Origin of the sequence: Cloacibacillus sp., from assembly GCF_020860125.1 — a bacterium.
In the GTDB taxonomy this organism is placed as follows: domain Bacteria; phylum Synergistota; class Synergistia; order Synergistales; family Synergistaceae; genus Cloacibacillus.
The window spans coordinates 15326-29737 of record NZ_JAJBUX010000037.1 but is presented as its reverse complement, the minus strand read 5'-3'; the positions used below and the strand labels follow the sequence as shown (position 1 = coordinate 29737).

The 14412-nt window shown below is 52.2% G+C and carries 16 protein-coding genes; 14 read left to right on the top strand and 2 right to left on the bottom strand.

What is annotated here, in order from left to right:
* Positions 1-181: 181 nt before the first annotated feature.
* The 13 genes from LIO98_RS04770 (at position 182) to LIO98_RS04710 (ending at position 12138) form a co-directional block, all read left to right on the top strand.
* On the top strand, positions 182-841 hold the full coding sequence (locus LIO98_RS04770) for a hypothetical protein (protein ID WP_291953655.1): 660 nt from the start codon (positions 182-184) through the stop codon (positions 839-841).
* A gap of 260 nt (positions 842-1101) precedes the next feature.
* Complete coding sequence (locus LIO98_RS04765; protein WP_291953653.1) at positions 1102-1929, top strand: DUF1848 domain-containing protein; 828 nt, start codon at positions 1102-1104, stop codon at positions 1927-1929.
* Between the two features lie 171 nt (positions 1930-2100).
* A complete protein-coding gene (locus LIO98_RS04760) occupies positions 2101-2805 on the top strand; it encodes a histidine phosphatase family protein (RefSeq protein ID WP_291953650.1) in 705 nt (234 codons plus the stop codon).
* A gap of 72 nt (positions 2806-2877) precedes the next feature.
* The gene (locus tag LIO98_RS04755) at positions 2878-3483 is read left to right on the top strand and encodes a sigma-70 family RNA polymerase sigma factor (RefSeq protein ID WP_291953648.1); all 606 of its coding nucleotides are present in this window, start codon (positions 2878-2880) and stop codon (positions 3481-3483) included.
* Positions 3484-3527: 44 nt separating this feature from the next.
* Complete coding sequence (locus LIO98_RS04750) at positions 3528-4142, top strand: hypothetical protein (RefSeq protein WP_291953646.1); 615 nt, start codon at positions 3528-3530, stop codon at positions 4140-4142.
* Between the two features lie 116 nt (positions 4143-4258).
* Positions 4259-6082, top strand: coding sequence for a POTRA domain-containing protein (locus LIO98_RS04745; protein WP_291953643.1), 1824 nt, complete (start codon positions 4259-4261; stop codon positions 6080-6082).
* A 49-nt stretch (positions 6083-6131) separates the two neighbouring features.
* The gene (locus tag LIO98_RS04740) at positions 6132-7337 is read left to right on the top strand and encodes a hypothetical protein (protein WP_291953641.1); all 1206 of its coding nucleotides are present in this window, start codon (positions 6132-6134) and stop codon (positions 7335-7337) included.
* Between the two features lie 16 nt (positions 7338-7353).
* Positions 7354-8400 (top strand): UDP-3-O-(3-hydroxymyristoyl)glucosamine N-acyltransferase, encoded by a 1047-nt coding sequence (gene lpxD / locus LIO98_RS04735; RefSeq protein ID WP_291953639.1) that lies wholly within the window; start codon positions 7354-7356, stop codon positions 8398-8400.
* Complete coding sequence (gene lpxC, locus LIO98_RS04730; protein WP_291953637.1) at positions 8387-9205, top strand: UDP-3-O-acyl-N-acetylglucosamine deacetylase; 819 nt, start codon at positions 8387-8389, stop codon at positions 9203-9205. Before lpxD ends, lpxC begins: the two co-directional genes overlap by 14 nt.
* 45 nt (positions 9206-9250) lie before the next feature.
* A complete protein-coding gene (gene fabZ / locus LIO98_RS04725; protein ID WP_066744773.1) occupies positions 9251-9718 on the top strand; it encodes a 3-hydroxyacyl-ACP dehydratase FabZ in 468 nt (155 codons plus the stop codon).
* Positions 9719-9723: 5 nt separating this feature from the next.
* On the top strand, positions 9724-10545 hold the full coding sequence (gene lpxA, locus LIO98_RS04720; RefSeq protein WP_291953633.1) for an acyl-ACP--UDP-N-acetylglucosamine O-acyltransferase: 822 nt from the start codon (positions 9724-9726) through the stop codon (positions 10543-10545).
* Complete coding sequence (locus tag LIO98_RS04715) at positions 10538-11014, top strand: HAD-IIIA family hydrolase (RefSeq protein ID WP_291953632.1); 477 nt, start codon at positions 10538-10540, stop codon at positions 11012-11014. Before lpxA ends, LIO98_RS04715 begins: the two co-directional genes overlap by 8 nt.
* Positions 11015-11040: 26 nt before the next feature.
* The gene (locus tag LIO98_RS04710; RefSeq protein ID WP_291953631.1) at positions 11041-12138 is read left to right on the top strand and encodes an LptF/LptG family permease; all 1098 of its coding nucleotides are present in this window, start codon (positions 11041-11043) and stop codon (positions 12136-12138) included.
* 281 nt (positions 12139-12419) lie between these two features.
* Here LIO98_RS04710 and LIO98_RS04705 read toward each other — a convergent pair whose 3' ends face one another.
* Positions 12420-12893 carry an Lrp/AsnC family transcriptional regulator gene (locus LIO98_RS04705; RefSeq protein WP_066744765.1) on the bottom strand — a complete coding sequence of 158 codons (474 nt, stop codon included), beginning with the start codon at positions 12891-12893 and terminating at the stop codon, positions 12420-12422.
* A gap of 209 nt (positions 12894-13102) precedes the next feature.
* Here LIO98_RS04705 and LIO98_RS04700 point away from each other — a divergent pair, with 209 nt between their 5' ends.
* Positions 13103-13303: a hypothetical protein gene (locus LIO98_RS04700; protein ID WP_291953630.1), complete on the top strand. Its 201-nt coding sequence runs from the start codon at positions 13103-13105 to the stop codon at positions 13301-13303.
* Between the two features lie 77 nt (positions 13304-13380).
* On the opposite strand, the gene selD is transcribed toward LIO98_RS04700, so the two are convergent.
* The gene (selD, locus tag LIO98_RS04695; protein WP_291953629.1) at positions 13381-14412 is read right to left on the bottom strand and encodes a selenide, water dikinase SelD; all 1032 of its coding nucleotides are present in this window, start codon (positions 14410-14412) and stop codon (positions 13381-13383) included.

Below are 14412 nucleotides of genomic sequence, written 5' to 3'. Positions count from 1 at the left end.
GATTAAGTTTAAAATATAAGAGTATCGTATCGCCAACAGTAAGTGTAACTTTTTGTTGGAACATAGATTGGAGCTCTGTGAATTAAAAATAATTTGAATTTAGTAATATTGCTTTATATGTAATTAACTATTAGAATTATGTTAGTTCTTATTTTGCACAAATTTAATAGGAGGTATTGAGATGAAACAGATTCAAGAAAGTCATCGAAAACCGTTTGCTTTAGCTCGTCTATCCACGGTAGTATTTCTTTGTCTTTTAGTTTTTGCAATGTTGCCCTCATCGGTTGCGTCTGCCGCATGGACGCTAAATGGAACATGGGATTATACGGCGAATGTACCGGCGCAGAGGATAACTATTGGCGGCAATCAATTTGATTTTCGTGCGTCCGAAAATGGCGTTATCGTAATGGACACTGTCTTTGTTGAGGATAAGGAATTTTTTAACACATATGTTATTTCAGGTACCGGGCATGGCGCGTATAAGCTTCCAAGCAATTCCTCTTGGACTGAGGATACTTATAATTTTGGCCCCGCTACTATGCAGATGAAGAATGAGCAGTATGATCCCGCTAAGGAGTTAACTGTTTCCTTGCAGGATCCTATTGATGTATGGGGATACAAGGTGAGCGAATGGCTGGTGTTGAAACAGACCGGCGAAAATACCGTGAGCGGCACGATTTATTTGGATTGTTCCGGAACTCTGGTAACAGGTACAGTCAGCGCGACGCGGCGTGGCGCTCCATCAGACAGCGGCGGCGGCGGTGGCTGTAACGCTGGTGTTGCGGGTATTGGTTTAATGCTTGCTTTGGCGGTCTTAGCGGTGAAAAGAAAGTTCTTATAGAGAATAGAGAAGAACGAGCCCCGCTTCGGCGGGGTTTTGTTTTGCTAGTGTCAATAATCAGAGAAAAAGTCACAAAAATAGATCTCTTGGAAAGCAACAGCTTCTTTTATTTTTCGATATGATTCATATCAAATTCAATATTAAATCCGTCACGCGGTGAGTTGTTAGGAGTGTGTGCCATTTTCATAACAGTAGTCTTGCTATCCTGAGCTTATGGCTAAGGGGCGGGAAGAATAAGTCATTACTCTAACAGGAATCCGATGAACAGGGTAAATATTACGCCTGACGCCGTTGACGGAATAGTATTTTGGACCAAAAATCCCACGCCGATGCTGCCAAGGCTTGGAGAGCTTGCGCGGTATCATTATTACTTTCAATTTACCCTAAACTCATACGCCGCCGACGTGGAGCCGAGGATGGACTCGAAAGCTGAACGCATCATTCCTGCGTTCAAAAGGCTCTCCGATATGATCGGCCCGGAACGCGTGATCTGGCGTTATGATCCGATATTGATAAATGAAAATTACACGGCCGCCTACCACATAAAATACTTTGAGCGTCTTGCCCGCAGTCTGCGGGGGTATACGAAAAAATGTGTTTTCAGCTTTATAGACCTTTATCGCAGCACGCGGGACGGCCTGGCGGAGTTTGCCGTCCATTCTCCTATGCTGGAACAGAAGTCCATGCTGGCAAAATCCATATATGAGATTGCTTCCTCCTACGGGCTGGTTTTGGAGAGCTGTGCCGAGGATATCCCGCTGGAGGAGTACGGCGTCGCTCATGGACGCTGCGTGGACGCCGATTTGCTGGGGAAAATCTCCGGCCGCAGGATTGAGGCTAAAAGAGACAAAAATCAAAGACCGGCGTGCGGCTGCGCGGAAAGCGTCGATATCGGGATGTACGGCACCTGTCCCAGCGGCTGTAGGTACTGTTACGCGAACCATAGCAAGAGAAATGCCGCGCAAAACGTCGCGAGACATGATCCAGCCTCACCGCTGCTGTGCGGAGAAATCGGATATGGGGACAGGATAACAGAGCGGCGGACGCCGCCGCTCCGCGGCTGTCGTCAGGGCAATATATTCAGTTGACTTTGCGTGATGCGCGCAGGTATTTTACGTATCGTGCCGGGCTGACTTTTACCGCCGCCATATGATAAGATATTTCAGATGCCGCGATGCGATTTGGACGGGGCATTTTTATTGTGGATAATTAGACATAGGCTCTATAAAGTCTGTCGTGTATAGAGAGAGGGCATATTATTGGATAAGCAAAATATGGTAAACGAGGCTCCAGGGCTCAGCGCGCCGATCGCGGGCAAGAAGGTTTTTTTTGTACGCCATGGAAAGACGGAATGGAACAACCTGTTTCGTTATCAGGGCGTCACCGATATCCCGCTATGCGAGGAGGGACGCGAGCAGGCCCGCAAGACGGGGCTGCGCTTCGCCGGCGCGGAGATAAACGCGGTGATCAGCAGCCCGCTCTCCCGCGCCTATGAGACAGCGGAGAATATCGCGGCACACCACGCGGGCATTAAGGTTGAAAGGCTGAATCTTCTGGAAGAGGTAAACTTCGGCGAGTGGGAGGGACTTACAGTCAAGGAGATAAAAGAGCGCTTCGGCGAAGAGCTCTTTTATAAATGGCGCAGCAACCAGCTGCATGTCGACGCGCCCGGCGGAGAGAGCATGGAGAAGCTGTATGAGAGGTCCGCGCAGGTTGCAAAAATACTGCTGGAGCGGCCAGAAGATAATATCGTCGTCGTCGGCCACGGTGCGATGCTGCGCGGGCTGTTCTTGCCGATGCTTGGACTGCCGCGGTCAAACATATTTTGGAAAACACGCATCGATAATTGTTCTATATCAGCGTTCAGCGTGGAGGCGGGAAACAGATTCGTCCTCGCCTATCTCAACGATATGCTACATCTGAAGATGAGCGAGGCCGTGGTAACTTCAATGCCGATATTATAGAGTCAATTTACATATAATGTGGTAAAATGTCTAAAATTGGTTACCTTGTCTCTGTGAAAAGAGTGTGATGAGATGAGTACAGGTGCGGAACGTAACATTGATCAACGGCGCGACGACTCCCAGTTATGGAGAGAATGTGCGGCCGGAAGCGAAGAGGCGAGGGAAGAATTGATCCTTGCCAATCGTCCTATGGTCTATTGGCTTGCAAAGAAATTAAAGGTCCCCTACAGCACATATCAGGATCTCATTCAGGAGGGGATGCTAGCTCTGATAAATGCCGTCGATTCTTTCGATGTTGAAAGGAATATCCGCTTTTCCACATTTGCCTATTACAAAATTCGCGGAAGAATGATCAACTTTCTCCAGCGCGTTGAGGCCAAAGCGCCGATTCCTGTTGAAGAGGCCGTACTTATTGATGAGAGCGCGGATAATTCCCTGCTTTATAATGAGTCGAGCCGCAGCGAATGGTCTATAGATCTGGAAAATGCGCTTTCGCAGCTTTCAGAGAGGGAATCCGAGATCATCAACGCCCTCGTCATGGAGGGGCGTGTCGCCCGCGAAGTGGCGGATGAGAAGAACATCGACATCAGCCATGTCTACCGTATAAGAAGAAAAGCGCTCGCGAAGCTAAAATCGTGGCTGGGAATAAAAGAATCCGAGGCCACATCGGGGATATAAATCGGGATAATTCTATTATCTTGAATTTATGAGGATGGATGCTGATGAAACAGAAGACAGCCAGACTTCAAAGATGGCTCGACCGGCTTACGGCGGCCTGTGAAAATCATAAATGGAAATCGGCGGTTGCCGAGGCCGACTGTCTCTCTGCTGAACTTAAGCAGGTGAGGGAGGAGCTTTGGGATCAGGCCGAAAATGAAGCAGCGCCTCGGCCAGCCTTTTTTCGGCTTAGGAGCTACGCCTCCTTTGGCGCTAAATCATTCGGTATCGCAATAGTCATAATCTGCCTTTCGACATTCCCCATCGCCGTAGAGAGCGGAAACCCGCAGCGTATGGCTGCTCTTGCCACCGGCGCGGAGAGTCATTTTGAAGAATTCGCCCTCGTCACGACGGAGGAAAAGGAGCTTCTTCAGCTTCTGCGAAAAAATCTCAACGAAAGTAATATCGCCATTAAAACTGCGGAGGAAAAATCTCCCGGGCTTAAGAAGAATTTTACAGCCAGAGCTGTGGAAAAGCCTGCGGTGCAAATTTCCGCCGAACGTCCCACTGTCAAGCAGAGGGCCGAAGATAAGATAAAGGCCGAAGATCTTCTTACGCTTATTCAGATAGGCGAGAAGAGTCTGAGGGGCAGTGAGCCTGCGATCAAAATCGTCAATTAATTTTTAGCCCTTGTATTTGAGGAGTGGTGTGTGTGTTAAAACGAGCGAAACCTTTTGCTCTGGCATTGATTATTGTCGCCTTCGCGGCGACTTCCGCATTATCAGCCGAAGAAAACGTGCTGGAGAATGCGGTGGAAAACATCCCTTCGGCGCAGACTGAGACGGTATCTCCGGATAAACCGCAGGAACCGGCCCCCGCTCCTGAAGAGGAGGACCTTACCGGTCCTGTCATCGTAAGTATGGACCTCCAGGGCAATCAGGAGGTCAACCACGACCATATAATGAGCGTGGTAACCTCGAAGGTCGGACAGCACGTAGACGAAGAGAAGCTGCGAAAGGACGCCGAGGCTATCTTTGAACTCGGTTTCTTCAACGCTACGGACTATAAGGTAACCGACGAAGGCGACGGCGTAAAGGTCACTTTCCTCGTACAAGAAAACCCTAAAGTCGGAGAGATCAAATTTGTCGGCAACACCGTCTATTCCGAGGATAAGCTCAAGAGCGCGATCTTTACGCAGCCGGGCATGATATTCAACAGGACCTTCTTCCGTAACGACCTCCAGAGAATTAAGGAAAAATATCAGGAAGACGGCTATGTCATGGCAAACGTGAAGGATGTGAAGATTGACGGCGATGTCATCACCGTTGAAATCATTGAGCCTAAAATATCCGAGATCGTCATACAGGGAAACAAAATCACCAAAAAGAAGATCATCGAACGTTATCTGAAGATAAAGGTCGGCGAGCTTTTTAATGCCAACAAGCTTCGCCTGACACTGAACCGCCTGCAGGGGCTGGGATACTTCAGCGACGTCAACGTTAACTTCGAGCCGGGGGAGAATCCCGACGACGTGATAATCGTCCTTACCGTTGAGGAGGCGCGTACCGGCAAGCTAGGTTTCAACGTGGCCTACGGTACGCAGAGCGGTTTCGGCGGCGGTATGAGTTATGAAAACTTCAATATCGGCGGCGCAGGTCTGAAGCTCAGCGTCGGCTTCGAGCTGGGAGACAGAGAGGAATACTGGCTCTCCTTCGAACAGCCCTACATGAGCGGCAAGGTCGCAGCCTGGAAGGTCGGCATTTATAAACGGGCCTGGGACGATGTCTACTATTATGATAATGACAAACAGTACCTAGAATATGACAGGGATAAATATGGAGCCTTTATCGGCTTCGGAAAAAAGTTCAGAGACGAATCCAAGTATAACTGGTATATGTTGCTAGACTGGCATAATACGAAGAACGACAACGTTAGGGAGAGAGATGGTTTCCGTGAAGATTTCCCTAATGATGCCAAACGAGCCCAAGAGTTGAAAAGGATTAAAGAAGAAGAACTTGGTGAAGGTACTTACTATTCGGCAACGCTATCCTTCCGTAGGTTCAATATCGATGAATACTTACCATATACACGGGGAGACGTGGAAAGCCTCAGCTTCCAGTTCGGCAAGGCCAACGTTGAAGATACGGATTACACCTACATGAAATACTGGCTGGAGAGTAAATTCTACTTCCCGGTGGGTAATTTCCTCAAGGATATCTTTGAGACGACCTTCCTCAACGGTTATGAGGACAAGCCGGTGCTCTTCGCCGCACGCCTGATCGCAGGATCGTCTACTGGCGATGTTCCATATGATGAAATGTACACCGTCGGCGGCGATACTACACTGCGTGGATATGACGATGACTATTACCGCGGACGCAACATGGTCCTTGGCAACTTCGAGCTGCGTATTCCAATGCAGAAGATGCTGAGCTTCGTGTTGTTCTACGATGTAGGTCGTGCTTGGGATATGGGATCCTATAATTCAAAAGGCAACGACGACTGGGGTTCATCTCCCGGTATCGGTATCCGCCTGAATACCCCTCTGGGAAATTTGCGTCTTGACTACGCGGACGGCGACGAAGGCAGGTTCCATTTTGGCTTCGGAGAGCTGTTCTAAGAAGACAACAAAAGAACGTATAAAAATAGTTGCGGCAATTTTAATTGCCGTGACTTTTATTGTGCTCTCAAATTTCAAGGAGGCCTCCGCGTCGGTTCTTGTCGAGGGGCTGCCTCTTTGGCAGAGTACGCTCGCCGAGCAGAGCCTGAAGGCCGTTCATGACAGTATGCCCACGGGACAGAGGCCCGACTATCAGGCGGAAATTTTGAAGACTGTAGCCTCGAGGCTCTTCTCCGGCTATAAGATAGATGCCTCTGCGAGCGAGGATGATAATATAACCGTCCTATTTTCTCCCGATGGAGAAATAATCCCATGGAACGTGGAGGTCAGGACGCCGCAGCTGCAAAACCCGCCGTTAGAGTGGTTCAACGAAGATGTCCAGTATCTGCGCGGAGAGACGATGATCCTGCTGCAAGGGGTCCCTCTAGAATCTCTTAGCTGGTCTGATAAGGCACTGCAGGAGGAAATAGAGAAACTTGCCGGCGCAAAACTACCCGGCTGGTCTCCCTCTCTGTTGCTGACGACGAAGGATGAGCGGCGTATTTTGACGATAACCTTTGCGCCTCAGATGCCGATGATATTGGCCGTTAATCCGACGCTGGTCTCCAACTCTCTGCCAACGCTCCTTCACGGAGAGCTGCGCGAGGGGCTGATGGGGCAGTTCGCGCCCTTTATTGGGATCCCCGTCATCTGGGCTTCGAAGCATTCCGCGGACATGAGCCGCTGGGCGGAGGATTATATAAATGAACGCCGTATAACGGAACGCTCCGCCTCGAAGGCCGAGGCGGAATTCCAGCCCTCGCAGATATCGCAGCTCAACGTCAGGGTCGAGAGCCGCTATTACACCATTGGCGCCTGGGCGGCGATATATGCCGGAACTTCGGATAAATCCGCGGAGCTGGGAGTACACCTTGGCCGTAAGGTCGAGCTTTTCCCTGATGTCGATATGGAGGCTTACGCCGAGGGTATCCTCGGATTACAAGAGTGGAATATCAACGGCCGTTTTGGCCTGCGCTGGCGGTCGATCCGTGATTTTTGGATCGGCGGTGAATGGGATACGAAGGACGAGATGATGTGGGGAAAGCTTTCCATGGACCCGCAGCTTCGTAAGCCCTATCTCTGGCTCAGATTCAGGGAGGACGGCAAATTCAACGGCGCCATTGGCTGGAGGGCGACGGAGAACATATCTTTTGAGGTTGAATATGATGCCCGCGACAATGATCGTTGGAGTCTTAAAATGCTTGGCAACCTATAGCATTCTATAGAGAGGATTGAGTACGATAACAAAGAGCATTACGCTTGGCCAAATTGCGGAGATGACGCACGGAGAGGTGAAGGGTGATCCGAATATAAAGGTCTCCTGTATCTGCGCGCCGGAAAAGGCCGGAGAAAACAGTATTTCGCCGCTTTGGGAGAAAAAATTTATTTCGCAGGTGAAGGAGGGCACCGTTCTCTTTACTAAGAGGGGATGGATTGGCGACAGTTGTGCCGGCGTGGAGGTGGATGATCCGCGTGTGGCGCTGATCGCGCTGCTCAGCTATTTTGACGATACTCCCGCGCGCAGAGCCGGTATATCGGACCGCGCGCTCATCGCCGGTTCCGCGCAGCTTGGAGACAACGTCTCGGTGGGAGCGGGCACGGTTATACGCGATAACGTAAAGATTGGCGACGGTACTGTAATAATGGAAAACGTCGTCATTGACGAGTATACGGAGATCGGCAGCAGCTGCCTTATCGAGCCAGGCACGATGATATATCACCATACGAAGATTGGCAGCAGGTGCGTACTTCATACAAATTCCGTCATCGGCTGCGAGGGCTTCGGTTTTGTCCCCGATCCTAAAGCGGGTCTGATAAAGATTCCCCAGATAGGCATCGCTCACCTTGACGACGGGGTGGAGATAGGCGCCTGTTCGGCGGTTGACCGCGCGACCTTTGGAGAGACCTATATCGGTCCGTATGCAAAGATTGACAGCCATGTGAAGATCGGCCATAACTGCGAGATCGGCGCCTATACGATTGTCGTCGCGCAGTCCGGCATCGCAGGCAGCACGAAGATTGGCAGGGGCGTTATCATGGCGGCTCAGTCCGGCGCCTCGAACCACGCTACTATCGGGGACGGCTGTACGGTAGGCGGGCGGGGAGGCGTATCCTCCGATATCCCGGCGGGCTCCGTCGTATCGGGTTTCCCGGCGCAGGATCATAAAAAGGAGCTTCGCCAGCAGGCCGCCGTGAGACAGCTGCCGGATTTTATGCGCAGCGTAAGAGAGCTTGCGAAAAAGATCGAGCGCCTTGAGAGAGAACATGAAGACGCTTAAGAATGAGATCAAGATAGGCGGGGTTGGACTGCACTCCGGCGAGGAATCTACGCTGTGGATGCGCCCATGCGGGGCCGCCGGCATCTATTTTCGCAATAACAGGGGCCTGTCTCCGGTGACGGAGGCCGTTGTGGAAGAGGACAGCCGCCTGACCGGTTTCTCGCTTCCGAACGGTGCCGTCGTGAGGACGGCCGAACATCTGCTTGCGGCAATCGCGGGAATGGGACTTGAGGCCGTTGAGCTCGAACTTACCGGCAATGAGGTTCCTATCCTTGACGGGAGCGCTTTCCCCTTTGCCGAGGCGATCAGGGATTGCGGTTTTGAAGAGATCGACGGAAAACGGAAGAAGCGTGCCATCGCGGCGCCTCTCTTTCTGGAAGAAAACGACGGCGGACGTCTGCTTGCCGCGGCTCCCGCGGAGAAGCTGACGGTCACATATATAATTGATTATTCGGGAACGCCGATCGGCACCCAAAAAGTCAAATATGATATCACAAGCAAGACTTTTTATAATATAATTTCTAAGGCCCGTACGTTTGGGCTTACCTCTGAGCTGGACTATCTGAAGCAAAACGGACTTGCGAAAGGCGGGACGCTGGATAATGCACTTGTCTTTGATGAAAAGGGACTGGTCGGCGGACAGCGGCTGCGTTTTCCGCTTGAGTGCGTGACACACAAGGTCATTGATTTGCTTGGAGACCTGACTTTAGCGGGAGAGATACCTACGGCCCATTATGTGGCCGTCGCGGCGGGGCACAGCATCCACGGGAAGCTGACGCGCCGTATAAAAACTTTGTTTCCCTAATAGGCAGTAAAGATTTGAAGAGAGATAAATAAGGAGGAAAAATCAATGCAGATACACATCAATCAGATAATGGAGCTTCTTCCGCATCGTTATCCCTTTCTGCTTGTAGACAGGATCGAGGAGATCATCGACACAGGCAAATTAAAGCAGGTTACCGGCTATAAGAATGTATCTTTCAACGAACCGTTCTTTCAGGGACATTTTCCCGACGAACCGGTGATGCCGGGAGTCCTCATCCTTGAGTCGATGGGGCAGGTGGGAGCTATGCTCCTTAAGTTGCAGCCGGAATTCCAGAACGGCGACAGAAAGCTAGTATATCTGACATCAATAGACAACGCCAAGTTCCGCAAACCGGTGAAGCCTGGCGACCAGCTCCGCACCACCGCGAAGCTTAAACGCCGCCGCGGAAATATGGGCAAGTTTGAATTTGTCGCCAAGGTCGACGATGAGATAGTTGCCGAAGCCGAAATGGGTTTCGTCATCGCCTCCGGGTTGACGCTTGAGGCGGAATAGAGAAGATGAGCGTCCAAATACATCCGACAGCTATTGTGGACAAAGACGCGGAGTTAGGCGATAACGTAAATATAGGTCCTTATTGTATCGTCGACGCGAAGACAAAGATCGGCTCGGGAACAATACTAAGAGCCTTTTCCAGGGTCTGTGACTACACAAAACTTGGCTCTGACTGTGTCATCCATGAACACGCCGTGATCGGCGGCATACCGCAGGATCTCAGCTACAAGGGCGAGGAGACCTGGGCCGTCATCGGCGACAGGGTCGTCTGCCGCGAATATGTCACCATCAACCGCGCCGTCGGCGAGGGCGAGTCGACCACGGTGGGAGACGGCTGCTTCATTATGGAGGGGGTGCACTTCGCCCATAACGTCCATGTAGGCAGAGAATGTACGGTCGCAAACAAGGCCGGCCTATCGGGGCATGTGCATGTGGGAGATTACGTCGTTATCGGCGGCATGACCGGTTTTCATCAGTTCACGCATATCGGCTCATACTGCATGGTCGGCGGTCTTTCGCGTATCACGCAGGACGTCCCGCCCTATTGTCTCGCCGCGGGGATACCGATGCGCGTCTATGATATCAACAAGGTCGGACTGCGCCGCCGCAATATAGACATTCAGACGCGCCGGAAGATACGTGATATGTACAAGCTGATCTATAATTCAAAGCTCACCGTAAGGGAGGGGCTGCGCCAGGTACAGGAGAAATATCCTGACGACCATGAGGCGCAGATGATCCTTGACTTTGCGGCGAACAGTACAAGAGGCTTCACTCCGCGTATGACTCAGGACTGGCATCATAAGACAGAGGATAAAGTTGATTAAACTATTCGCGATGGACGTCGACGGCACTTTGACCGACGGCGGCATTTATATGGACGGCTCCGGCAACGAACTGAAACGTTTCGACGTTCAGGACGGGCAGGGGATAGCGCTGCTCCTGCGGAGCGGGGTCAAGGTCGTCTTTATCAGCGGCCGCTACTCGGCGCCGACGCAGCAGCGCGGCGACAATCTTAAGATAACGCGCTGCATCAACGGTACGGACGACAAGCTGCGGAACCTTCGCGCGCTCGCCGCCGAATGGGGGATAACCGCCGCGGAGACCGCCTACGCGGGAGACGACACGCCGGATATCGAATGTATCAAATGGTCCGGAGTTGGTTTCGCCGTCGCTAACGCCCATCCGTCGGTAATCGCATGCGCGGATTACGTCACGGACCGGTGCGGAGGCAGAGGCGCCGTGCGTGAGTGCGCGGACAGGATAATCAGGCTGAATAGTGGAGAAGACCGTTGAATAGTTCTGATAAATTTTCTTTTAGAATGAGGGCGCTCGACCGATTTATCCTGGGAGAGCTCAAGGCGCCCTTTTTCTTCGGGCTCATAGCCTTTACCATAATTCTTGTAGCCGGTGGCCTGCTCTTCCAGATGGCGGATCTTATCATCCAGAAGGGCGTCTCGATTGATATCGTGATCAGGCTTTTCCTGTACTACATGCCAAGACTCGTCGTCTTTACTATCCCCATGAGCTGCCTGCTCGCGGCGCTGCTGGGTTTTGGCAAACTTTCGGCGAACTCCGAGCTCGTGGCGCTTAAATCAGCTGGGCTCTCTTTTCAGCGTATCGTGCGTCCTGTGGTGATCGCGGCCTTCTTCGTCTCAATATGTGCCTTCTTCATCAACGAAAGCATTGTGCCGATGAGCGAACGTGCCGCGGCTAACGTGATGAAATACGAGGTCCTGCGCGAATCGGCGCCGATCTTTACGCAGAAGGTTTTCCTTAAAGAGGAGAGCGACGGCGTGATAAAGCGCGTGATCTACGTCGACCAGATGGATAATTCCACCAAGGACATGAAGGACGTGACGGTGGAAGAGTTTGAGGACGGCCGCCTCGCGCGGATAATATCGGCGCAGCGCGGCAAATGGGTGGACGGCAGCTGGTGGCTTGAGGACGGCGCGGTCTATGAGATAAAGAAAGAGACCAAAGAGGTGGGACTGCTCTTTAAGTTCAACCGTCAGGCGCTCACTCTCAATCTCGGACCGGACGAGATCTCCACCAAGTCCAGCTCTCCCGATGAGATGACGATCCCGGAGCTGGTAACCGCCGTGAAGCTCAAAGAGAAGATGGGCGAGGGTACTGGAGACCTTTGGATGGCGCTTCAGCTGAGGATCGCCGTTCCCTGGGCCTGCCTGATATTCGCGATGCTGGGAGCCGCGCTCGGTAGCCGGCCGCAGCGTTCAAGCTCGGGTGTGGGACTGGGATATAGCGTCATTATCATCTTTGTCTACTACGTGATAATGTCGTTCAGCCGGGCCTTAGGCGAGAGCGGCACGCTTCCGCCCTTTGTCGCCGCCTGGACGGCCAACGCGGTATTCCTTGTTATCTCCATCTGGCTCTGCTCACGGGCGAACAGGCTGGGATAATAAAGTAGGATACAAAAAACAGAACGGCATAAGGACGTCCCCGGTACATCGCGGCGGACGTCCTCTTTTTGCATAGACTGCATTCAGTGAGAAGAAAAAATTTTTGACAGCGGCAAAAATTAGATTTTCAGCGGGGCTGGCTACTTGAAAAATGCCTGGGCAGGAAAGATAAACAACCGTATAAGGTCGCCCGTGCCGATCAAATATTGAGAGCCGTGAGCGGCAGGGCTATTTTCTATTCCTTCAATTCATATTAATGGCCGTTATATAAATGCTCTGTGTTAAAGTTTGCGGCAGTTTCTCTCTCCCGTATCCTCAAGTACCATATACGTTACGGTGAGGAAGCCCAGCCTGTTAAGCTCCACGAGTATCGCGTCAAGTTCCTTCATCGTTGCGGTGACGGCCTCTATTACGCACTCCGTGTCGCCGGTCACCAGCCAGGACCTCAGCACACCGGGAATATCCTTAAAAAGGCCGAGCTGCGAAAACTCCGAGCGCTCCGCGGCGCGTGAGGCGCTTTTGTATTTAAGAGAGATCAGCGCGTGCAGCGGACGACCGAGAACATTGTAGTTGATGACCGGCCTGTATCCCGCGATCAGCTCTTCGTCCTCCATACGCCTGATCCGCTCTCTGACGGCGGGAGCGGTGAGCCCTACGATCTGCCCGATCTCCGTGAAGGTGGAACGGGCGTTATCCTGCAGCGTCTCAAGTATTTTCCAGTCTGTCTCGTCCAGCGTTATCTGTCTCTCTCTCATTTTGCCTCTCCAATCCCGAATAAACAACATCTTTGTGCGATTATACCAAAACTGAAGCGAAAATAGCGAACTGATTTAGTTTTTTTAGTAAAGCTGCCTAAGTTCTTTCAGCTCTCTATGGCTGAAAACGACCTCTTCTGCGAAAATATAATCACAAAGAAAGAGCGGCACCAAGATAAAAAATACAACAGATACAGGAGGATACGAAGATGAAATTCACACTCAGAACGCCGGTTTATCTCAAGAAATGGTACGACATGGACGGAAAAGAAAACCTCTCCACGAACTGTGGTTACAGGGAATTCAGCGCGGATGATAAGAAGAAGGCCGGACAGGTCAACAACATGCTGATGCTCGGACTTGCGGCGGTCGCCTGCGTCGCCGGCGCGGTAATGTACGTTATCGCCTAGAACAATGAGAGGGCCGCAATTAAAAAGGGTGAGCTGACGACAATAGGTCAGCCCACCCTTTAATTTTTTCCCAAAACTTACTTTAAGATCAGCTTTTCTTCACCCTTGACGAACCTTCCGATCAGCGCCGTCTCCGCGAAACCGTTTTCCCTAAGTATCGCGGCGATTTCTTCCGCCTCGCGCGGCTGGACCGCGAGCAGCAGTCCGCCCGATGTCTGCGGGTCAAAGGCGATGTCCTCGGCAAAACGTCCCATAGGCGAATCGTTTACGACCTTAGCGCCGATATATTTCTTGTTCTCGTAGGAACCGGCCGGTATCAGCCCCATATCCGCCATCTCCGCTATCCCGGGCAGCAACGGGACCCTCGCGCAGTCTATCTCCAGCGAGACGCCCTCCGAGGCGAGGTCAAGCGCGTGGCTGGCCAGTCCGAAGCCCGTAAGGTCCGTACAGGCGTTTACCGCCATACGCAGCCTCTTGGGCAGCAGCGGCGGCACCGCGTTGAGCCTTGCCATATTCAGCTCCGCCGCCTCGATGTTCTCCGGTGAAAAGAGTCCAGCCTTGATTGCCGTGACGGCAATCCCAGTACCTATCGGCTTTGTAAGGATGAGCGAGTCGCCCTCCTTGGCGCTGCCTACGGTCCACATCTCGTCGCTATCCACCTCGCCAAAGACGACGAGCCCGTATTTCGGCTCTTCGTCCTGCACGCTGTGGCCGCCCGCCAGCATCGCCCGCGCCTCGATTATCTTGCGCGCGCCGCCCTCCAGGATATCCTGCAGCACGGAGATCGGCTCGCAGGAGGTGGGGAAGCAGACGACGTTCAGCGCGATTATCGGCCTGCCGCCCATCGCGTATACGTCGCTGAGAGAATTCGCCGCCGCGATCTCGCCGAACCTCTTCGGGTCGTCGACCACCGGGGTGATAAAATCGATCGTCAATATCCCGATCCGCTCATCGGTTATTTTCCAAAGCGCCGCGTCCTCGCCGTGATTCCAGGAGGCGAGCAGCTCCTCCGAACGAAAGACAGGAAGATCCTTTAATATACTGTCAAGCTCCGCCGGAGCTATCTTCGCAGCTCAGCCGCTTGTGCGGGCGCGTTCCGTCAGCCTCAT